The following is a 22,847-nucleotide window of genomic DNA, read 5'->3' as shown; positions in this document are numbered from 1 at the left end:
GGCTTTTATAAAAGTTGTGATAAATACAAATAAGCACGCATATCATAGACCCAATTGTATGCCAATAGGGCGCTGATAACCAAAAATGCACAAAGCCCCACCCATAGGTGAGGCTTTATAAAAGACCTGTGGTAAGCGTTTGCCTTACGGCTGCGTCGTGGTTTTGGTCAATGTGCCGACAGCTGCATCAGCATTGCCGTCGTTATTGATATCGACCGCATTATCAGGATCAAATGACACTTCGGTCACTGGTGTCTCTGACTTAATCGCAACGGCTTCAGGTACGGTAGCGACACGTGCTGAGCTTGCTGCTTTCACAGCCTCAGTAGCTTTGGTCTTGTCGCTAGTGGCCACGCTGGCAATGTTCGCCAAATTGGTATATTGCGGTGTTGGAATGACCGTCGGTACATCTAGATTCGCCCCACCGCCTAACACTTGATACAGCTCAATTTGACTGATCAGTTTTTGTAGCTCTAAATCTAAGATACCTTGCTGCGTAGAGAACAATGAACGCTGCGCGTCGAGCACGTCTAAGTAGCTATCTAAGCCCGCTTTAAAGCGCGCATTGGCGATATTATACGTTTGCTCATAGTTGTCTTGTAAGCGGTACTGAGCTTTGAGTTTTTCGCCCAATGTTGCACGTGTAGCAAGCACATCGGAGACTTCTTTAAATGCTGTCTGAATAGACAACTCGTAGCTGCTTAGCGCTTGCTTTTGCTCAATCTGTGCGACGTCATAGTTAGCGTCCAACTGACCTGCATCGAAAATGGGCACATTGATACTGGGGCCAAACGACCAGCTGGTAGCACTGCTGCTAACGAGGTCACTTAGACTGCTGCTACTCACCCCAATACTACTCGCAAGACTGATGGTCGGATAATACGCTGCACGTGCTGCCTCAATGTTTGCGCCCGCTGCTTTTAGTGTGTATTCCGCTTGTAAGATATCAGGACGATAGCGCAATAGCTCGCTTGGCAAGCCTGCATTAAATATCGTCTCACTGGTCAGGTTAGTGACCTGTGGTTGGGGTATCAGCGCTTGTGGAATCGGCGCGCCAATCAGATACTGCAATGCGTTACGCGCAGTCAACAAGCTGCTTTGGGCTGTCAGTACAGACAGCTTTGCATTGTCAAGTGCTGCACTGGCTTGCAGTGACGGCAGTTTGGCATCGACACCTGCTGCAAAACGGGCGTTAGTAATACGCAATGACTGCTCGCGACTCTCTACGGTGGCTTGAGCCAGTTGTAGCTGTGCGGCACTATAGCTTAGATTGGCATAGCTTTGTGCGATATTGCTGATTAAGCTGATTTGCGTGGCGTCTTTGGCGGCGCTCGTCGCTAAGAAATTTTGCAAGGCTTGATCTTTTAAGCTAGCAATACGTCCCCAAAAGTCCAATTCGTAACTTGCCAAGCCTAGATTGACATTGTAGCTGCTGCTACTGTTTGAATTTTGGCCTTGACGGGTATAACCTGCCGAGCCATTGATAGTGGGTAAGTCTTCAATATCGGTAATTTGATATTGCGCGCGTGCCTTTTCAATAGCAAGACGCGCACTTTCAAAGTCTTTATTGTTTTCTAGACCCATGGCGATAAGCGCTTTTAGGCGCTCATCGGTATAAAAACTCTGCCAGCGAGTAGCCGCAATACTGGGCTGATTGGCATCGCTGGTGGTTTCTGCATCAAAATTTTCATACGCCTCATTCACAGGAATGTTTGGTTCGGCCAGTACAGGCGTATGGTTGGCTTTAGGAATGGTGTTACAAGCACTGATGCTCATTGCCAATACCGATAGCGCTAAGATACGGCTTGGGCGCACTTTAGAAATACGTGTGCCTGCTACCGTAGCATCGAAGCGTGCAAAGCTCGGACGCGGCTGAATAAAAGAACGAAAACTCATCGTGTATTGTCTCCAAAACTGGCGGGCTGATAAGCGTCATCATCTTCAGGCGGCTTATCATAGTGGTGCGGGAAGATACCCCGCACCCAAATATAGAACATTGGGATAAAGAAAATACCAAGCAAGGTGGCACTAATCACCCCACCAAGCACACTGGTACCAATGGCATTTTGACTGCCTGAGCCTGCACCATTCGCCAAGAATAATGGCACAACACCAATACCAAAGGCAAGTGAGGTCATGATAATAGGACGCAAGCGCTGACGTGCTGCCGTCATGACGGCCTCTTTGAGACTATAACCTTCCTCTTGGTGGTCTTTGGCAAACTCAATAATCAAAATCGCGTTTTTGGCGGACAGACCAACGACCGTCAATAGACCAACCTGTAAGTAAATGTCGTTGGCAAAGTCGCGCATCCACGTAAATAATGCAGCGCCCAAGACCCCAAGCGGGACAACGAGTAGCACAGAGAAGGGGATAGACCAACTCTCATACAGTGCTGCCAAACATAAAAAGACCACAAGAATCGAGATGGCATACAAGATTGGGGCTTGTGCGCCTGATTTTTGTTCTTCTAATGACAGGCCTGTCCATTCATAGCCCACACCTTCTGGCAGCTTGGCAATCATATCTTCCATGGCGCTCATCGCTTCACCACTACTCAAACCTGGCGCGGCTTCACCTTGCAAGTTCATAGAAGAAAAGCTGTTGTAACGGGTGAGGCGCGGTGACGCCATTTCCCACTCGCTGTTTGAGAAGGCATCAAATGAAATCATATCGCCCACATCGTTACGCACATACCACTTGCCTAAGTCTTCTGGATTGGTACGGCTGCTTGGCTCGCCTTGAACATAAACGCGTTTAATACGGCCACGATCAATAAAGTCGTTGATATAGCCTGAGCCCCAAGCGGTTGAAATCACGCCGTTAATATTAGCAAGTGATAAGCCATAAGCAGCAGCTTGCTCTTGGTTCACATTAACTTTGAGCTGGGGGGCATCTTCTTGGCCATTGGGGCGCACTTGGGTCACTTGATCACTTTGCGCTGCCATGCCAAGTAGCATGTTACGCGCTTCTAGTAGGCCATCGTGCCCGATGTTACCCACGTCTTGAAGCATTAAATCAAAGCCACTGGCATTGCCCAGCTCCGTAATGGCAGGCGGTACAAGGGCGAAGACTTGAGCTTCATTAAGCTGGGTGGTAAAGAATCCCATCGCGCGCCCTGCAATGGCTTGCGCTGTGTTTTCATCGCCTGTACGGTTTTCCCAATCGTTTAAGCGTATGAATGCCAAGCCCATATTTTGTCCCTGACCTGCAAAGCTAAAGCCTGCAATGGTAAAGACGGAGGCAACATTATCGGCTTCTTGTTCACTATAATACGTTTCAATCTTATCAAGTACTTCTTGAGTGTCATTGATAGGCGCACCTGCAGGTAGCTGCACGATAGTCAGCATGATGCCTTGGTCTTCTTCAGGCAAGAACGAGCCAGGAATGCGCAAGAACACCAGTGCCATCACCGCGATAATAGCGGCATAGCCGATCAGATACAGCCACTTAAAGCGAAAGCTCTTACCGACAAAACCTTCGTACTTACTACTGGCCTTATTAAAGCTGCGGTTAAACCAACCAAAGAACCCTTTTTGATTATCAAGATTGTTCTTATCATGGCTTTTACTGCGCTTGAGCAAAGTTGCACATAGGGCAGGGGTAAAAATAAGCGCAACGGCGGCTGAGAGCACCATACTGGTAATCAGGGTGATTGAAAACTGACGATAAATAACCCCTGTTGAGCCCCCAAAGAATGCCATCGGTACGAATACCGCTGATAGAATCAAAGCAATACCGATAACAACTTTGCTAATCTCGCCCATCGACTGAATGGTCGCATCTTTAATCGAGATATGCGGGTCTTCTTCTAAGATACGCTCGACGTTCTCGACCACGACAATAGCATCATCGACCAAAAGACCGATGGAGAGTACCATCGCAAACATGGTCAAGACGTTGATACTAAAGCCTGCAACATACAAGACGGCAAACGTACCGAGCAATACTACAGGTACGGCAAGCGTAGGAATAATGGTCGCACGCCAGTTCTGTAAGAACAAGAACATCACCACAAATACCAGCGCGATCGCTTCAAGTAAGGTGTGTACCACTTGCTCAATAGACAGCTTAACGAATGGCGTCGTGTCATAAGGTACCACTGAGGTTAGGCCTGCTGGGAAGTTTTGCTCCAGCTCCGCCATGCGCGCTTCAACAGCTTCACGCGTGTCTAGGGCGTTTGCTCCCGCCGCCAAGCTGATACCCATACCTGCTGCTTGTTTGCCGTTGTATAGCGAGACAACGCCATAGTTTTCACTACCAATCTCGACATCAGCGACATCTCCCAAGCGGACTTGTGCGCCTGAATTGTCTGTTTTTAAGAGGATGTTTCTAAATTCATCAGGTGTCTGCATATAACTTTGGAGCGTCACTGTCGCACTGATAACCTGACGATCGGTGTCCGCAGGTGCTTGTCCGAGCTGACCTGCTGATACCTGCGCATTCTGCGCCGATACTGCACTGACAATGTCTGAGGGCATGAGGCTATAACTGCGTAAGCGCTCAGGGTCGAGCCAAATACGCATGGCATAGGCCGAACCAAACACCTGTACATTACCCACACCTTCTACTCGACTGATTTGATCAACCACATTAGAGTTGACGTAATCGGCGATGTCGTTACGATCAAGGCTGCCATCAGAGATGAAAGCCTGTACCATCAAAAAGCTGCTGGATGATTTATTGACGTTGACCCCTTGACGCTGTACAGATTCAGGCAGTGAGGACATTGCTGCTTGTAGCTTATTTTGCACCTGTACTTGTGCCGTATCGGGGTCTGTACCGTTTTCAAAGGTCAGCGTCGTTGAAGCGCCACCGTTTGAGGAGCTGGATGAGGACATATACATCAGACCATCAAGCCCTTTCATACGCTGCTCGATAATCTGGACAACTGAGTTTTCGACGGTCTGCGCGTTCGCACCAGGATAGGTCGCACTAACCGTAATCGTCGGCGGTGCAATACGCGGATACTGCTCAATCGGTAAGTTTAATACCGATATCACCCCGAGGAGCATGACCAAAATGGCCATAACCCACGCGAAAATAGGGCGATTAATAAAAAAACGTGACATGGTAAATCCCTAAGTCTTTACTATCTTTTGGATAAGGTTAGTTCGCGCCTGCATTGTTTTGCTTTTCTTTTTCTTGCATCTCTCTTGCCGCTTGTACTGGCGTCTGTGAGCGAGGTGCATTAGCAGCAGTGGCTGGTTGCGCGCCTTCCTCTACATAAGGTTCAGTTTTGACTTGTTGTTCAGGTTTGACTTTTGAGCCACCAACAATGACGACCTTATCTCCTGCAGCCAGACCGTCAGTGACGACCCACTTGCCTTCATGCGTACCATTCACGGTTACTGGGCGTACTTGGATGGTGTTGTTACTATCCACGATATACACTTGCGTTTCGCTCTTTGGTGAGCGTGTAATAGCGCTTTGTGGCAACAGTACAGCATTGGTTAAGACGCTTTGTGTCAAGCGTGCAGTGACATACATGCCTGGCAGTAGAATGTTTTTTTCGTTAGGGAATACCGCCCGTAGCGTGACAGCACCTGTTGATTCGTCAACCTTGGCTTCAGAGAGTGCCAACTGACCACGTATTGGATAAACACTGCCGTCTTCTAATACCAATTCAACGCTATTCATACCCGCCTGCGCATTACCACTTGAGAGTTGCTGACGCAGCTTGAGTAGGTCTGAAGATGATTGACTGATGTCAACATAGATAGGGTCAAGTCGTGAGACAGTTACCAATGGATTGGTTTGGCTGGCACTGACGAGTGCACCTGCGGTCACATCTGAGCGACCTGTACGTCCTGAAATGGGCGCACGTACGATGGTACGACTCAAATCTAGTGAGCTGGCGTTTAAGGTGGATTCCGCGGTTTGAATACCTGCCTTCGCGCTTTCGATACCTGCTTGCGCTTGGGCTGCTGCTGCGCGCGCACTATCTATCGCGGCTTGAGCCGTGCGTACCGCGGTTTTGGCCTGCTCGTACTGCTGAGCACTGATGGCGTCGATAGCAACCAGTTTTTCCAATCGGCTCAAATCATCTCGTGCCTGCGCCAATTGCGCCTGTTGACTGACGATTTCGGATTGAGCACTGGCGCGGTTGGCCAATGCCGTTTGATAATTGGCGCGAGCTTGTTGTACCGCAGCCTCACCACTCGCGATAGACGATGTATAGTTGTCAGGGTTAATGCGATAGAGTGGCTGATTCTTTTTCACCACACTGCCTTCGCGGAACAACACTTCATCGATAATGCCGTTGACTTGTGGGCGTACGTCCGCGGTTTGATAAGCAGCAGTACGTCCTGAAAAGGTTTGAACTTGAGGTACCGTTTCAAAGCTGACAGTTTGGACGTTGACGACAGGCGGCGGCATTTGCTGTGCGGCAGCAGCCTCGACGTCGTCATCTTTACTGCTACAGCCGACCAGTACCGCGCTAGAAAGTACAGATGCTATTACAAGCGCAAGATAAGAGTGCTTCATCAATGTCCTCGATAATCTTTTAAAATAAATAAGGGTGGTCTGTTCAATCTGTAGTTAGAAATGACATTTTGAGCGAGTTGTTTATGAGTAAGCATTAAAAAAGTGCTAAATACAGCAACGTATGGACAACGCTTGACACCCATACCCAACAAAAATGCATCAAAGAAGAGAAACTATTATAAACTATAGGGTATACCCAACAGTCAACCCTAAACAGTCTATAGAAAAAGGCGCAAAAAAGCATATAAAAACCTTTTTACCCACGGTTTTGGCTAGAAAGCACCGAAATACAAGACTTACCCCTAATACCTACTGATAACAGGGTTAAGCACAGCTTCATTTATAGATTGTTACTTTTTGTTATGTATTAAATATTTCGCGCAAATTATTCTGAAATGATTGTAAAAATTTGCTTTGTACACAGACTGTAGCCCCTTGTAAAGTTAAGATAAGTTAAGCTTTTACTGTGTAAAGTAACGTATATAGACGTGTGTAAGGTAGGAAGTGTGTGAGTGGCAAACAATAAGCCGCCAGTAAAAAGATATCGTGATGACTGCTTACTAATAAATAAGAAAAAACAGACTATTGTGAATTAATTACAGTGCTATTGCAAGCGTTATACCTTGCCATGCCATGTATTATTATTTTTAAAATATAGAAACTCATGAAAGAGTATAAAAAATGCCGCTTATTTCAATTTAAACGGCATTATCACAATCTAGCTTTGTAACAAACATAGTGCGCTATACCAAGCGTGCGCTGGCAAGCTCGGTCAGTTGATACAAGCCTTGACGATAGCGATTATCAGGCAGTGTCTCTAGCGCCTGTTGTGCCAATGCTGTCTCTTCAAGTGCCCGTTTGCGGCAATATTCTAATGCACCTGATTCGCGCACTAACGCAATCAGCGCCTCAGCATTGTCGGTTTTGCCCGTTTGTACTGCGATACGCAGCTTATCAAAACCTGCTTTATCATTGTCTTTGAGCAGTGCTAGCGCCTGAATCGTTGGCAAAGTCGGCTTGCCTTCTGCCAAGTCATCGCCCAAGTTTTTGCCCATCACTTCGCTGTCGCCGCTGTAATCGAGCACATCATCAATGATTTGAAATGCATTGCCAAAATGCTGCCCAAAGTCTGCCAGCGCCTGCAAATGCTCGGTTTTGTTTTGCAAAATTGCCGCCCCTTGCGTCGCCATCATAAACAGGCGTGAGGTCTTACCGTCAATAATGGCAAGATAATCTGCCTCGGTTGCGCTCGGGTTGTGCTGATGCTGGAGCTGCAATACCTCACCCTCAGCAATGTCGCACGTACCGTCTGAAAACAGCTGTAACAGCGGTAGGCTTTGAAAGCCGACCAGCAAATTAAACGCGCGCGCAATCAGATAATCACCAACCAAAACGGCGGTGGCATTGTCCCACGTCGCATTGGCGGTCGGTTTGCCGCGGCGCTGACCCGACTCATCAATCACATCATCGTGTACCAGTGTTGCGGTGTGCAGCATCTCGGTGATGGCTGCCAGATGCATCGCCTCTTTGGATGGTGCATCGTTTAGCATACGCGCGCAGAGCAGGGTAATCAGTGGGCGCATCCGCTTGCCGCCCGCATTAATCACATGCTGTGAGACACTCATCACCAGCTGTACTTTAGAATTAAGACTGCCAAATACTTGCTTGTCCATAATCTCAAAATCATCAGCGACGATGCTTTGGATATCGGCGTAGCTTAAAGATGTTGGCGCGGTCGATGGGCGAGATAATGAAGTATCGGTCATAAAAATATCGTCACAATCAAAAAGGGCAAAAGAAAATTATCATAATAATAAAGGCGTTTAGAAAAGCGCACAGCCAAGCACGCGCCAGTCTAACAGGCGCTCATAATAGCATAGCCCTTATGTAAACAAAGGGCGAATCGTGCAGGCACCTACAAAATAGCGATAAACCAGCACAATACTAAGACAGTCATTCATGCACTGCGCAATTTTTAGCAAAAAGTCTTTGCTTTACTTGATTTTATCGTGAAAAAAACGTAAAATTTTGCCTTTAATTTTTCCCTGTCGTGTTCGTTGATGAAGCGCTGGTATCAAATCAGCCACGGCACACGGGTTAAGCGGAGTCATATCATGTACGCAGTAATCAAAAGTGGTGGTAAGCAGCACCGTGTTGTTGTTGACGAATTGCTAAAAGTTGAGCTACTAAAAGCTGAAGCTGGCGACACTGTTAAAGTTGAAGACGTATTGATGGTTGTAGACGGTGATGACGTAAAAATCGGTCAGCCAGTCGTTGAAGGCGCAAGCGTTGAAGCAGAAGTAGTGAAGCACGGTCGCGGCGAAAAAGTTCGCATCATCAAGCATAACCGTCGTAAGCACTACCACAAAGAGCAAGGTCACCGCCAATGGTACACCTTGTTAAAAATCAAAGCCATCAACGCTTAATATTAAGTACTACTGTATTTTAAAAGTTTTTTAAAACTATTGTATGCTGATATAAGTCTTTAGGCTTTAACGATATCGCACCGCGATACTCACATTAACAAGGAGATTTTCTCATGGCACATAAAAAAGCTGCCGGCTCGACTCGTAACGGTCGTGATTCAAACCCAAAAATGTTGGGCGTAAAAGTATTCGGCGACCAAGCTGTTGTTGCTGGTAACATCATCGTACGTCAGCGTGGCACTGAATTTCACGCAGGTGAAGGCGTAGGCATGGGTCGTGACCACACGCTATTCGCTTTAAATGACGGTGTTGTTAAATTTGCGACTAAAGGCAAATTCAACCGCCGCTATGTTAGCGTTGAGAGTGCATAAGCACTGATATTATAAATGTACCGCTACTTTGAGTAGTCGCGCATTTATATAAAGAGCCTTCATGACTTAGGTTGTGAAGGTTTTTTTATATCTAAGCTGTTTTTAACCAACAAAAGTAGGCATAAATACCGGTAGATTAAAGGATAGAGTGCCGTTACAAGGCTGTAGCAGGCGTGTAGTATTGATTGCAATTGAAGACTAGGCGCGTAATAAAAAAGCTGGCACACTGTGCTTATCGATTGGTAACAGGCTGATTGGCTGACTTTGTTTAATCAATATTTATTGATTAATGGCCTATTTATCATGGATTTAGGACGCGTGATTAAACGCCATAATCGAGGTTAGACACAGCGTGGTTTAGATGTGTAAGTCTGCTACCAACAACAAGTAAACCGCAGTTAACTTGCTGCCTTTTAGACAATGATAATTTGCATATTTATTTTTTATTATGAGAGGACAAACCATGACGGTATCAACCCACAGCACAGTAAAACAAAAAATTATGAGTGGTGCATTAGCAGGTGCATTGTTGACGACGATTGGGGTCGCCGCACCGATGGCAGCGATGACCCAAAGCGCCAATGCAGCAGCAGCTGATAATCTAGTCGCGGCAAAACGCTTAAACGATTTACTTAGCAACACCAAAAGTATGACTGCAAACTTTACGCAAACCACCAAAGGCGCAAAAAATGGCACGTTTAGTGGTTCAATGAATGTGCAACGTCCGAACCGCTTTCGCTGGGAAACCAAATCACCATCAGAACAGTTGATTGTAGCGAACGGCAATGCGCTATGGGTCTATGATAAAGACTTAGAGCAAGTGACCAAGCAAAAGGTCGACAATCAAGTGGGTAACACACCAGCGCTATTGTTGTCAGGCGATCCTGATAAAATTGATAAAAACTTTAAAATCACGCAGCCGTACAACAGCAAGAACTACTATGTGCTATATCCAAAGTCAAGTGATGCCAACTTCAAAAACTTATCCGTGAGCTTTAGCGGCGGTAAACCTGTAATGATGGTGCTTAATGATTCGCTCGGTCAAACGACCTCAATCAAGTTTAGTAATATCAAGCTTAATTCAAGCATCAGCAGCAGTCAGTTTAACTTTACGCCACCAAAAGGCGTGGACGTGATTAATCAGTAAATACGTACGCACGCGCATTATGATAGAAAAGCAGGCCGTTGGGTCTGCTTTTTTTGTATGTGTTTGTCCTTCTATCGTGTCGAGATAGGTGAGTGCGTGCTAAGATGTGAAGCGGCTAAAAATGCCAATGACTAGTAGAACAATTTTTATGATGGATAAGGATAAGAGCATGAGCGAGCAAACCAGCGCTAACAATTACGATAACGATAACATCATTGCCAAAATTATTCGTGGTGAGATTCCCTGTCATAAGGTTTATGAAGACGACAAAACATTGGCATTTATGGACATCATGCCGCAAGCAACAGGACACGTCTTGGTCGTACCAAAAGCGGCCGCAGTTGAGCTAAGCGACTTGGCGCTCGAAGACGCCACTGCGGTCATCAGTACTGCTAAAAAAGTCATGCAGGCGCAGCGCGAGGTTTTTAATCGTCAAGGTATCGTACAGATGCAGCTGAATCATGCCGAAGCAGGGCAGTCTATTTTTCATTATCATATGCATCTGATTCCAACCAGCATCCATGAGCTTGGCAAGCACGCCAATCAAAATGCTGACCATAGCGAATTGGCTCAGCTCGCTACCCAATTGGCAGCTGCTATTGACGCATAAGTTTTATCGTTCGTGTAGACCATTGGTTCTATCCTTCATTCCGCCAATATCGTTGTAGCCGTGTTATGATGCGCGGCTATCTTTTCGCTCAGTCATGCGCGCGCATCACTGGTTTTATTCTTTTAGCGCAGCAACAGCGCCTCATACAGTCAGCTTTCTTGTGAAAAATACTGCTATACCCAACTCCCGCGCCGAGACAGTGCCTGCGCCCGATCCGTCTTGGCTTGTTAAACTTACCATCGGCATGATTGGCATGTTTGCCTTTTTGCAGGTCTATTCTATTCAAGCGATTTTGCCCGTGTTAATGGTGGATTTTTTAGCGACCGAAGTGCAGGTCGGTATGATGGTGGGCGCAACGGTAATGGCGATTGCGCTGATGTCCCCCTTTTTGGGGATGCTCTCAGACGCCATAGGGCGCAAGTCCTTTATCGTTGGTGCGCTCTTGTTCTTAGCCATTCCTACGGCGCTGATTGCATTAAGTCCAAGTATCGGTTGGCTCGGCGTGTTGCGCTTTTTACAAGGGTTGTCCGTCCCAGGCATTACGGTCGTAACGATTGCCTATGTGGGCGAGGAGTTTGAGGGCAAGGCGCTGACCAGCCTGATGTCTTTTTATGTGTCAGGCACAGTCTTTGGCGGCTTTATGGGGCGTTTTTTACTGGGGCATATGCACGAATGGATCGGCTGGCGTAATGGCTATTATGTGATGGGTGTGATGACGCTCATCGGTGCGGTATGGGCAGCTAAGACCTTGCCGCAGTCGCGCCGCTTTGTACCCAATGCCAACTTTGCCTCCGCCATACAGACCCTTGGCGCGCATTTAACCAACCGCTATGTGGTGACCGCCTGTTTATTGGGCGCATGCGTGCTGTTTTCACTGGTTGGCTGCTTTACCTTTATCAATTTGCATTTGGCAGAATCTCCTTACTTTTTGAGTACTGGAGCGTTGGCCAATATCTTTGCCGTTTATCTGATTGGTGTGGTCATTACGCCGCTATCGACGCGCTTATTGCAGCGTTTTGGAGCAGCGCGTACCGTGCGAGCTGCGGTGATGATGTCGATGTGCGGCGCACTGATTACGCTCGTGTCGCCGCTGTGGGGCATCGTCGTTGGTTTGACGATTATGTCTTCAGGCGTCTTTATTACGCAGTCGGCGACCATCAGCTATATTGCCGTAAATGTCAAAACAGGACGCTCATTGGCATCAGGTCTGTACTATATGGCGTATTACGCGGGTGGTACGATAGGTGCGTGGGCATGCGGCATAGCGTATGCCGCGGGCGAGTGGGGTTGGACGGTGGCGCTGCTCTTATGCGTGCAAACCTTAGCCTTATTAATCGCAAGTTTTGGCATGATTAAGACCAAACGCGCCCGCTAATGGATTGCTTGTTTTTATTTTATATTCAACACGCCCTATATCAAGACAATAAAGCGCGCTGTCAGCGTATCAGAAGAAGACCTTGGCGAGTATGACAAAGCGCAAACGCGTACGGGCAAGGATGTCTGTATTAGCCGCTTTACTTTGCAGTTACTTTTTCATACCATCAACGTGTTAGTGATTTTTTGCAGGCGCTTGTCTGCTTTTAATCGCTTGACAATGATGTCACTGCGCCCTGCGCTTATACAAGGAAGTTGCCCATGTCTTTAGCCTATATGGCTGCGCCTGATGCGTACGTCTATCCACTACTTATCAAACAGCTGTTAAACCGCGCTAAGACGGTCTCTTTAGACCAAGAAATTATCTACGCGGACAAGCACCGCTTTCGTTACGCCGATTTTTTTGGCCGCATTGCCAAATTGGCGAATGTGCTGGCTGGTCTTAATCTCGAAGCAGGTGATGTGGTCGCGATCATGGATTGGGACAGCCATCGTTATCTTGAATCCTACTTTGCTGTGCCAATGTCGCAATATGTTTTGCAAACCGTCAATATCCGCTTATCTCCAGAAAAAATCCTCTATACCATCAATCATGCCAAGCCCAAAGTTTTACTGCTCAATTCTGAATTTGCGCCGCTGGTCAAAGACTATCAATTTGACAACTCCAGCATCGAGCATATTATTTGGCTCGATGACAATGGCGTGAGTGCAGACAGTGTGTTTGACGCTTCGCAGACGCGCTTGATAGGCGAGTACGAGACGCTACTTGATAACGCCAGCGATAGCTTTGATTTTCCCGATTTTGACGAAAACACCATCGCTACCACTTTTTACACCTCAGGCACGACAGGCGATCCTAAAGGCGTATTTTTTAGCCATCGTCAGTTGGTACTACACACTATGGCGGAGGCCGCGTCGCTCGGTATTCTGCCTGACAAGCAAGGCGTGAGCTATGGTGATGTGTATATGCCTATGACGCCGATGTTTCATGTACACGCATGGGGATTTCCGTTTACTGCCACCATGATGGGACTCAAACAGGTATATCCAGGACGCTATGTCCCCGAGCGTTTGCTCGACTTGATAGTCAACGAAAACGTTAGCATCACCCATTGTGTGCCAACGATCTTACAAATGCTGCTGAAAGAAGCGCAGAGTCAGACTGTGACATTTAATGGCTTAAAAATGATTATTGGTGGCTCGCGCTTGACCGAAGGCTTAGCAAAGACGGCGTTGGCACAAGGCATTGAAGTATACACAGGCTATGGCATGTCTGAGACCGCACCACTGATTAGCTTAAGTGACTTTAGTCTTAATGAAGCAGAGAAAACGGCAGAGGACGACATTAACCGCCGCTGTATGACGGGCAAACCCATTTTAATGGTCGATGCCAAAATCTGGGGAGAGGACTACACGCAGCCACTCATTGGCGAAAACAAAACGGGCGAGCTGGTCTTACGTGCCCCATGGCTCACACAAAGCTATTTTAAAAACGAGGATAAGGGCGCGGAGCTGTGGGCGCATGGTTACATGCACACTCAAGACATCGCCTATATGACCAGTGCAGGTACAATAAAAATCACTGACCGCTTAAAAGATGTGATTAAATCAGGCGGCGAGTGGATTTCTTCTTTAGAGATAGAGACCATTTTGTCTTTACATCCTGCTGTCGCGGACGTATCTGTCATTGGCGTGCGTGATAAAGAGTGGGGCGAGCGTCCCTTGGCATTGGTGGTGCTCAAACCTGACTGCCAAGACACTACCGCCGCAGACATTGCCAAAGTCGCTGAGCAAGCAGTCAGCCGTGGCATCATTCCAAAGTATGGCGTACCCAGTCAGTTTAAATTCGTAGATGAGTTGCCTAAAACCTCGGTCGGCAAGCATGACAAAAAAGTCATGAGAGAGATGTATGGTGATGGCTAATAGCAGCGTTTACTGTGGCTGAGGCTAAGAGATATAGGAGCGTTTATATAAAGACAGAGACTCATTTGTGTACGCATTTGGTAAATAACGTAACAATCGCTCAATTTTGCAAGAAAGTATGCCAAAATATTACTTGAGTGACCATTTGACGGCCTTTTACACGTATTTGGCGTACGCCGATTGTAATGCCATAGAGTATGTAAAAGTATAGACACATTTATCCAAGGAACAATCACAAAAAAGTAGGAAGAAAGTGAATAACCGCTTGATATCCCGCGGATTGTGACGCTTGTTTTTACCTTTATTTAACATGAAAGGAACAAGATAACCATATTGGTAGCATTCCTTACAATATCCCTGTAATGGTTACACAATGGCAAATAAAATCACGATTTAGTAGCGTGACTTTTGGCAGCAAACTTGTTTTAATCTGCTGCATAAGGTGATTGTTTAAAATTCAAGCGAAAAAGGCAGCACCGTTGTTAGTCTTAGACATTTTTTAGTCTTAGACATATTGTTCTATATTTGAGGAGCACGACATGAAATTAGTTAAATTGACCGCTGTATCTGCAGCTGTATTGGTATCTACTGCGGCAATGGCTGCTGAGCCTGTGGCTTATGGCTATAATGAAGATGCGGGCGTTGTTCGTAATACTACTGGTGCTGTTGTTGGTGGTACCAAGACTTTCTTTGATACGGTTACACATCCAGCCGCAGTAAGTGCTGAAGTAGGTACACTAGGTTATGGTGCAAACGTTGCTTGGGGTCTGAACGATAAGACTGAAATCCAAGCAGGTTGGGCAGGTGGCGATGTTGCTGATTTATTTGGCGGCGACTTTGATGCAAACGACGTAAACTACGATGTAGATACAGATTTCAGCAACCCATACTTAGGTGTGCAGCTACGTCCAGCAGCCAACTGGTTCACAGTAGGTGCAGGTATCATTGTTCCTGACAACGATATTACTGCTACTGCTAATGCAGAAGACGCAGGTGAAAATGGTTATTATCCAGTAGACGGCGCCCGCTATTATGTAGGTACGCCAAATGCTGACGCAGATTTTGACTTAACTCGTGGTGATTTAGCTGAAGTTGGCAGTGTAACTGCTGAGTTAGAACACCGTAATAAATTAGCTCCTTATGCTACCATTGGCTTCCGTCCAAACATCACCAATAACTTTGGTGTATTCGGCGAGCTAGGTGCAGCATATCTAGGTAAAACTACTGCTAAAGTGAACGCCAGCGGCGCAGGTGGTGCATTGGCTGAGGAAAAAATTAAGCAAGAATTAGAAGATGAAGACTACCTAGAGTGGATGCCAATCGTTAAATTAGGTGCGACTTACCGCTTCTAATAAGTGACTGGTTGATACCAAGACAGAAAAAGCGACCTAGTGGGTCGCTTTTTTTGTGCGTGATGGTTTTTAAAATTGTGTTAAGCAGTGTTTTGATAAACGATTGCCATACTGGACGTATGCGTGATATGCACAGTATGACTATCTAGTATCAAGCTGATCGGTGCAGTTGGTTTGTTGCTGACAGTAATCAACGCTGCGACCAAATGTGGATAATAGATACCCAAGCCTTGCGCCAGCGTATACTGATGGATTTTAATCAAGCTTTCTTTAATTTGCCACAGCCATTGACTGACCTGTGCACGCTCATTAATCGATAACGCTTGCAGCTGGCGAATATCATCAGCATGATAAAAACGCTGGGCAATGCGCCATTTGACGGCTTGTGTTTCTATATCGATGCCTACTGCGCCCATTTTGGATAATGCCACCGCAACCGAATCACCTGAATGACTAAAACAAACGTAATAGCCTGTGTTTACCAAGCGGTAGGGAAAGCGGCTGTCATTAAGCGTATCAACGATAGCTAAATCGTCCAATAAATAGCGCAGTAATGAACGCACGCCTGCACGTTGTCTTTGACGCTTTTGGCGGACTTGTGTGGGCGCATCTTGTTCGATGGGTAGTATATATTGCCATAAGCACTGAGACAGTGTCTGGCGAGTGTATTTGTCACTTACAAACGGTACTTGCCAATGTATATAGGCTGGAGACGCAACTGGCATGAGCTTTGCGCTGGCGTAATGGGTATGATCATTTAGGCGCGTTACGCTTATAGAAGATAGATCAAAGGGCAGGGCGTTGGCAGTCATAGGCACATGATACAGTCAAAAAGGCATAAAAAAACCCAATCATGGTAGCATGATTGGGTTTTTTTGAGCTGAGTTTTTATAGCGGTTTATAAATGCAAAGCCGCTAATTCAGTCATCACTTGCCAATTAATAAGACAGTTCAGCGCGGCGGTTTTGAGCATAGGCCGCTTCGGTCGTGCCTGTCGCTACAGGACGCTCTTCACCATAGCTAATGGTTTGGATATTGGCAGTCGATACACCTTGGCTGGCAAGATAGTTGGCAACTGAACGCGCACGACGCTCGCCCAATGCCATGTTGTACTCACGACTACCACGCTCATCGGTGTGACCTGCAATCATCACGCCAGCGGCTGGGTTGCTGCGTAGGAGGTTGGCATGTTGGCTAAGAACGGCAACCGCTTCGGCATCAAGCGCGCTACTGTCAAAAGCAAAGTTTACAACAGCTTGTAAGTTGTCTGCCGCAGTGACAACAGCGTTTGGATTATCAACAACTACGGCACCTGCATAGCCAACTTGGCCTGCGGGTACGCCAAGTGGTGCTACCACAACTTCTGACGTTGTGCGCTTGGTTGCACAGCCTGTTGTGATAGCCACAGCAGTAGATAATGCGGTTAACGCAGCGATTTTAGCAATACGTGTAGACATGGTTTTCTCCTGAATTTTAACAGCGGTATGTTTTATAATCTGACTTATAATGAATGCGCTACAATAGCTACTCATATTAAAATCAGTGTTAATTTATGTAAGTAGCATTACTGTAAATAATGTCAAAGTTTGCTGAGTATTACAATATAACTTTGGTAGCAAAAATGACATTTAAATACGTACATAATGCTCAATATTTTTATTAAGGTATATTTTTTCTATCATGCATTTATTATCAGCTATACGCCAGTGCTGCTACATGCTAGGGTAAGGACAAAGACGCAGGTTAAATGCCCGCGTTTTTATTTTTTATCGCCACGTTTTTTATCATAATTATAGGAATGACCATGGCTAATAATGACTCTCAAATCATCGATACTGCTGTACCTGATGCGCCTGCGCACCAGCCTGAACCACAAAAAATATATCTGCGTGACTATGAAGCACCAAAATATACAATCGAAAATGTCGCGCTGGATATTCGTCTGTTTGAAGACGATGCGACGGTCGAAGGACGTCTACAAATCACGCGAGACGTGGCAGGCGAGGTGTCGCTGTACGCAGAAGATATGCACATTGAGGCGCTGTATATTGATGATGCGCGTGTGAATGACAGCGCTTATACGCACAGCGATGGCCGCTTGACGCTGCATGATGCGCCAGCGACATTTGAGCTACGCACAGAGGTGCGTATTTGCCCGCAGACCAACACGATGCTAGAGGGCTTATATAAAGCAGGTACGGGGGACGAGACCATGTTCGTCACTCAATGTGAGCCTGAAGGTTTTCGCAGAATCACGCCGTATCCTGACCGCCCTGACGTATTGTCGGTATTTACCACACGTTTGGAAGCGGACAAGCGCTATCCGACGCTACTTGCCAACGGTAATTTGGTTGAGCAAGGCGAGGTGGCGGACGCGCCTGAGCGCCATTACGCCATCTGGCATGACCCCACGCACAAGCCCAGTTACTTATTCGCCTGCGTGGTGGCGAATCTAGACGTATTGACCGACCATTACACCACGAGCGATGGACGCGAGGTGTTGCTTGAGGTGTATGCCAAGGCGGCAGACATGGATAAATGTCACGTGGGTATGCAAGCGCTCAAAGACGCCATGGCGTGGGATGAAGACAACTACGGCTGTGTTTATGATCTCGACCGTTATATGATTGTGGCGGTCAGTCAGTTTAATATGGGTGCGATGGAAAATAAGGGCTTAAATATCTTTAACACCGCGTGCGTGCTCTCAAGCCCTGAAACCACGACCGATGCACGCAGCTTTAATGTCAAAGCCGTCATCGCGCACGAATATTTTCATAACTGGACGGGCAACCGCATCACCTGCCGCGATTGGTTTCAGCTGTGCTTAAAAGAAGGCTTTACCGTGTTTCGCGACCAGTCGTTTTCTGCCGATCAGCAGTCAGCAGCGGTGCAGCGTATTGACGATGTCGCGACCTTGCGTGCTTACCAGTTTAATGAAGATGCAGGTCCACTGGCGCATCCTGTACGTCCTGAGAGCTTTGTTGAGATTAATAATTTCTACACCACGACAGTATATGAAAAAGGCGCAGAAATCGTGCGTATGCTCGCTAATATGCTGGGTAAAGAAAAATTCCGTCAAGGTACGGATGAATATTTCCGCCGTTACGATGGGCAGGCGGTGACGGTTGAGGACTTTTTATCGGCGCTGAGCGTTGCCGATGAGCGTGTATTGTCGTTTATCGATTGGTATCGTCAGCCAGGCACCCCTGTGGTCTCAGGGCATCAAAATTATGATGCCGAAACGCAAACGCTTGAGATTACCTTGACGCAAAAGACGCGCCATGTAGCTGGTTTTGACGCACCAAAGGCACTACCCATTCCTGTCGCAACGGCTGTGTTTGATAAAGACTCAGGGAAAATCGTCGCCGAAGACATGCTGCTGCTCGATAAAGAGACGCAGACTTATCGCTTTGATAATATCACGGGCGCGCCTGTGGTATCGCTACTGCGCGACTTTAGCGCGCCTGTGCAGCTGAACTTTGACTATCAAGATGCCGACTTGGCGTTCTTATTGACGCATGAGACCAATGGTTTTAACCGCTGGCAGGTGACGCAAATGCTGGTCAATCGCATCTTGCTACAAAACCATGCACCAGCAGTTTATCTAGATGCATTAGCAAACACGCTACCAAACTTAGCAAAAGAAGACGCCATGCTGGCGGCGCGTCTGCTCGATATTCCATCTCCGCGCGAGTTGGCATCGGGCATCAGCACCGATTACGATCCAGATGTGGTCAAAGCCAAGCGCGATGGCTTGTATCAGCAAGTCGCGACGCATTTGGCGGACGTGTGGCAGCCACTTTATGAGTCAATGCCTATCACTGACTATGATGACAGCGCCGAGGCGCGTAGCATGCGTGCGCTGCGTAATGTGGTGTTAGATATGGCATTAACCGCAGGTGTTAATAACGCGGCAGAGTGGACGGTGCAGCAGTATGAGTCGGCGGCCTGTATGACTGAACGCTTTGGCGCGCTCAAGGTCTTGGTGGATCATCAAGTATCAGGCTACGAGGCGCAGCTGCATGACTTTTATGAGCGCTTTAAAGCCGATGACTTGGTCATTGATTTGTGGTTTAGCGCGCAGGCATCGGCAGAGCAAGTCAGTGTTGCTGACATCGAGGCACTGCTCGCGCATCCTGACTTTGATTGGAACACGCCCAACCGTGTGCGCTCAGTCATCAGCGCCTTTACCACCCAGCCTACGGTCTTATGGACGCCTGAAGGCTTGGACTTATACACCCAAGCAGTGGCAAAGCTGGATGAGAGCAACCCTGTGATTGCCTCACGCTTGGTACAAGTGCTGGCTCGTTGGTACACTTTAGTACCGAGTAAACGCGAGATGGCGCAGCGTCATTTGCAAGCGCTTAGAGACAAAGCGCAATCTAAGCACGTGCGTGAAAGCTTGGACAGTGTATTGGGCGCGGCAAACCGCTAATTTTGGTGAAAGGTGATAACTATACGGTGCTGCTGAAACCATAGGGCAGCGCTCTATACTTAACGATACATCCTTATCGTGAAATCGTTTTTTATCAGGCAATAATTGTAAAATCCCAGCCAAAAAAAAGCCCATCGTCTGTGATGGGCTTTTTTGTGTGTTATGCAATTAACGGTTTGGCAATACGTCTTTGATGGTGTCGCGCAAGTTGTTTAGCGCGGCGACCGTGCTTTCCCAGTCAAGGCAGCCATCGGTGATTGATTTGCCGTATTCTAACTTGCTGAGGTCAGCAGTTAAGTCTTGGCGCCCGCCTTTTAGGTGGCTTTCAATCATCAGACCAATGATAGATTTGTTGCCATTGGCGATTTGCTCAGCCACGTTTTGGATGACCATCGGCTGCAAGTATGGGTCTTTGCCTGAGTTGGCATGACTTGAGTCAATCATAATTTTGGTGCTGGTTTTGCCTTTTTCTAGCTCGTTTTCTGCTTGGGCAACCGCCGTTTCATCATAGTTTGGCTTGCCGTTACCGCCGCGTAGTACCACGTGCGCGTATGGGTTGCCTTTTGATTTGATGATAGACACTTGACCGTCTGAAGACAGACCAAGGAAGCTGTGACCTGCTTTGACCGCTTGCATGGCGTTAACCGCAACTGTCATACCGCCATCAGTACCGTTTTTAAAGCCGACTGGGCAAGACAAGCCTGAGCTCATTTCGCGGTGCGTTTGGCTCTCGGTGGTACGCGCGCCAATCGCTGACCAGCTGATTAGATCTTGGATGTACTGCGGCGTATTTGGGTCAAGCGCTTCGGTGGCACAGGGCAGACCTTTTTCATTGAGGTCAATCAATAGCTTACGCGCGGTACGCAGGCCTTTTTCAATATCAAAGCTGTCGTTCATGTCAGGGTCATTAATCAAGCCTTTCCAGCCGACGGTGGTACGCGGCTTTTCAAAATAGACACGCATGACGACAAAGATAGAGTCTTCAATCTCTTTTGCCAATGTGGCTAAGCGGTCGGCATACTCGTGCGCGGCCTTGATGTCATGGATGGAGCAAGGGCCGATAACCACAAAGATACGCTTGTCTTTGCCATCCAAAATGTTTTGGATGGTTTGGCGACCGTGCAATACAGTATTGTATGCTGCGTCGGTGAGTGGTAGCTCTTTTTTTAGCTCGCTTGGGGTAATCAAAGGAATGAATTGTTCAATATTCACGTCATCAATATCTGCATTATGAGTAGCTGGTGTTGTCATGATTATCTGTCGTCTAGCTAATGAATAGGAGTAATCCATTATGCGGACAAAACCTGAGGTTGACAAGCGTTGTCGCAAGTTAATTCCCTGATAACTGGAATGTGAAAAACAAAACTTTGTTATACTTGCGGGTTATTTCCCCTTTATATTGATTGCATCAGACATTAAGAGCCTGCTATGAGTGATTCGACATCCTTGCCCGCTGTGCCAAATGCCGCCACAGCATCCAACCCGCCATTGATTATTGGTATTGTCGCTGGTGAAGTGTCAGGCGACAGCTTGGGCGCAGACTTTATGCGGCAAATGAATGCGCTGCGCGGCGATATCGTGTGGGTCGGTGTTGGCGGTGACAAGATGCGTGCTGAAGGGCTGCACAGTATTTTTCCGCTAGAGCGCCTTGCGGTCATGGGCTTGGTGGAAGTGCTCTCTCAGTTGCCCGATTTGCTCCAAGCGCGCCGTGAGCTGCTGGAGGCATTTGCCAAAGAAAAGATTGATTGGTTCGTTGGCGTAGATGCGCCTGACTTTAACCTGCGCGTAGCAAAAAAGCTCAAGCCCAAAGGCGTGTTTTGCGTGCAATATGTCAGCCCATCTATTTGGGCATGGCGTGAGTCGCGCATTCACGGCATTATGGCAGCGACGCATCTGGTCTTGTGTTTGTTTCCTTTTGAATTACCTGTTTATGAGCGTTACGGACATCCTGCCGTATGTGTGGGGCATCCGCTATTGCATACGCTAGATAAGGCACTGATTGAGACGCCAATGATGAAACAGCGCAGTGCTTTGGTGTGGCATCATGATGGCTTGCAGCAGTATTTTACCCAGCGCTTTGAGGTGGTGAGTCATTTAATCTGCGTGATGCCAGGTTCTCGGCGCAGTGAAATCACCGCAATTTTGCCGCCGATGCTTGAAGGCATTCAAAAACTGCTGATACTTGACCCAGAGCTGTGCTTTATCATTCCGACTGTCGACCAAAACCATCAATATATCGTACAAGATATTGTAGATAGTTATCCAGAGGCGATGCAGCAAGCCATTGTCGTGGTGTACGATGCCTCGCAGCCAAACTTTAGCCAACAGGCGATGGCAGCGGCGGATTTGATATTGTTGGCCTCAGGGACGGCCACGCTTGAAGCGATGTTACTTGAACGCCCGATGGTCGTGATGTATCAGCTGAACAACTTAACGTATCAAATCGCCAAGCGTCTGGTGAAAGTTCCCTATGTGGCGCTGCCTAATATTTTGGCGCAAGACATGATTGTGCCTGAATTGATTCAAGAGGACGCCAATGGCGCAAATATCAGCCGCACCATCAAGCAGCAGCTACAATCACGGGCTTATGAAGAACAGCTGCGTGCGCTTATCGCGACCAAAACCACACTTGAGCAGCAAAGCAACCACAGCCCAGCAGACAGTGTGATTGAGGCGTGGTATCTGCATGAGCATGCGCAGCGTCGCTCAATGTACCAATAACC

At 47.3% G+C, this 22,847-nt stretch carries 16 protein-coding genes; 9 read left to right on the top strand and 7 right to left on the bottom strand.

Features of this window, described 5'->3' with window-relative positions; genetic code table 11:
- Positions 1 to 144: 144 nt before the first annotated feature.
- The 4 genes from JIE71_RS00465 to JIE71_RS00450 all read right to left on the bottom strand — a co-directional run bounded on the left by JIE71_RS00465 (position 145) and on the right by JIE71_RS00450 (position 8,252).
- Positions 145 to 1,896, bottom strand: a complete 1,752-nt coding sequence (locus tag JIE71_RS00465) for an efflux transporter outer membrane subunit (RefSeq protein ID WP_199506758.1) — start codon at positions 1,894 to 1,896, stop codon at positions 145 to 147.
- Entirely contained in the window at positions 1,893 to 5,072 is a 3,180-nt protein-coding gene (locus JIE71_RS00460) for an efflux RND transporter permease subunit (protein WP_199506757.1), read from the bottom strand. Before JIE71_RS00460 ends, JIE71_RS00465 begins: the two co-directional genes overlap by 4 nt.
- Before the next feature lie 37 nt (positions 5,073 to 5,109).
- Entirely contained in the window at positions 5,110 to 6,486 is a 1,377-nt protein-coding gene (locus JIE71_RS00455) for an efflux RND transporter periplasmic adaptor subunit (protein WP_199506756.1), read from the bottom strand.
- 743 nt (positions 6,487 to 7,229) lie between these two features.
- Positions 7,230 to 8,252 (bottom strand): polyprenyl synthetase family protein, encoded by a 1,023-nt coding sequence (locus tag JIE71_RS00450; RefSeq protein ID WP_199506755.1) that lies wholly within the window; start codon positions 8,250 to 8,252, stop codon positions 7,230 to 7,232.
- A gap of 348 nt (positions 8,253 to 8,600) precedes the next feature.
- On the opposite strand from JIE71_RS00450, the gene rplU reads away from it, so the two are divergent.
- From rplU to JIE71_RS00415, 7 genes are all read left to right on the top strand, one after another.
- The gene (gene rplU / locus JIE71_RS00445) at positions 8,601 to 8,912 is read left to right on the top strand and encodes a 50S ribosomal protein L21 (protein WP_199506754.1); all 312 of its coding nucleotides are present in this window, start codon (positions 8,601 to 8,603) and stop codon (positions 8,910 to 8,912) included.
- Positions 8,913 to 9,025: 113 nt separating this feature from the next.
- Positions 9,026 to 9,283, top strand: coding sequence for a 50S ribosomal protein L27 (rpmA, locus tag JIE71_RS00440; protein ID WP_199506753.1), 258 nt, complete (start codon positions 9,026 to 9,028; stop codon positions 9,281 to 9,283).
- Between the two features lie 463 nt (positions 9,284 to 9,746).
- A complete protein-coding gene (lolA, locus tag JIE71_RS00435) occupies positions 9,747 to 10,430 on the top strand; it encodes an outer membrane lipoprotein chaperone LolA (protein ID WP_199506752.1) in 684 nt (227 codons plus the stop codon).
- 169 nt (positions 10,431 to 10,599) lie between these two features.
- Positions 10,600 to 11,040 (top strand): HIT family protein, encoded by a 441-nt coding sequence (locus JIE71_RS00430; RefSeq protein WP_199506751.1) that lies wholly within the window; start codon positions 10,600 to 10,602, stop codon positions 11,038 to 11,040.
- A gap of 244 nt (positions 11,041 to 11,284) precedes the next feature.
- A complete protein-coding gene (locus JIE71_RS00425; protein ID WP_266095938.1) occupies positions 11,285 to 12,415 on the top strand; it encodes an MFS transporter in 1,131 nt (376 codons plus the stop codon).
- 260 nt (positions 12,416 to 12,675) lie between these two features.
- Entirely contained in the window at positions 12,676 to 14,337 is a 1,662-nt protein-coding gene (locus JIE71_RS00420) for a fatty acid--CoA ligase (RefSeq protein WP_199506750.1), read from the top strand.
- Positions 14,338 to 14,876: 539 nt separating this feature from the next.
- Positions 14,877 to 15,689, top strand: a complete 813-nt coding sequence (locus JIE71_RS00415) for a hypothetical protein (protein WP_199506749.1) — start codon at positions 14,877 to 14,879, stop codon at positions 15,687 to 15,689.
- Positions 15,690 to 15,769: 80 nt separating this feature from the next.
- Here JIE71_RS00415 and JIE71_RS00410 read toward each other — a convergent pair whose 3' ends face one another.
- Together JIE71_RS00410 and pal are read right to left on the bottom strand one after the other, a co-directional pair.
- Positions 15,770 to 16,414: a 4'-phosphopantetheinyl transferase family protein gene (locus JIE71_RS00410; protein WP_199506748.1), complete on the bottom strand. Its 645-nt coding sequence runs from the start codon at positions 16,412 to 16,414 to the stop codon at positions 15,770 to 15,772.
- A 213-nt stretch (positions 16,415 to 16,627) separates the two neighbouring features.
- Complete coding sequence (gene pal / locus JIE71_RS00405) at positions 16,628 to 17,146, bottom strand: peptidoglycan-associated lipoprotein Pal (RefSeq protein WP_199506747.1); 519 nt, start codon at positions 17,144 to 17,146, stop codon at positions 16,628 to 16,630.
- A 341-nt stretch (positions 17,147 to 17,487) separates the two neighbouring features.
- Between pal and pepN the strand changes: the two genes are divergently transcribed.
- Positions 17,488 to 20,124, top strand: coding sequence for an aminopeptidase N (gene pepN / locus JIE71_RS00400; RefSeq protein ID WP_199506746.1), 2,637 nt, complete (start codon positions 17,488 to 17,490; stop codon positions 20,122 to 20,124).
- Positions 20,125 to 20,292: 168 nt separating this feature from the next.
- Here the strand turns inward: pepN and JIE71_RS00395 are convergent, their stop codons facing one another.
- On the bottom strand, positions 20,293 to 21,375 hold the full coding sequence (locus JIE71_RS00395) for a 3-deoxy-7-phosphoheptulonate synthase (RefSeq protein WP_199506745.1): 1,083 nt from the start codon (positions 21,373 to 21,375) through the stop codon (positions 20,293 to 20,295).
- Between the two features lie 177 nt (positions 21,376 to 21,552).
- Here JIE71_RS00395 and lpxB point away from each other — a divergent pair, with 177 nt between their 5' ends.
- Positions 21,553 to 22,845 (top strand): lipid-A-disaccharide synthase, encoded by a 1,293-nt coding sequence (gene lpxB, locus JIE71_RS00390; protein ID WP_199506744.1) that lies wholly within the window; start codon positions 21,553 to 21,555, stop codon positions 22,843 to 22,845.
- Positions 22,846 to 22,847 lie beyond the last annotated feature (2 nt).

The organism is Psychrobacter sp. bablab_jr014, assembly GCF_016464015.1.
Lineage (GTDB): Bacteria > Pseudomonadota > Gammaproteobacteria > Pseudomonadales > Moraxellaceae > Psychrobacter.
This window is presented reverse-complemented; position numbering and strand designations above follow the sequence as displayed.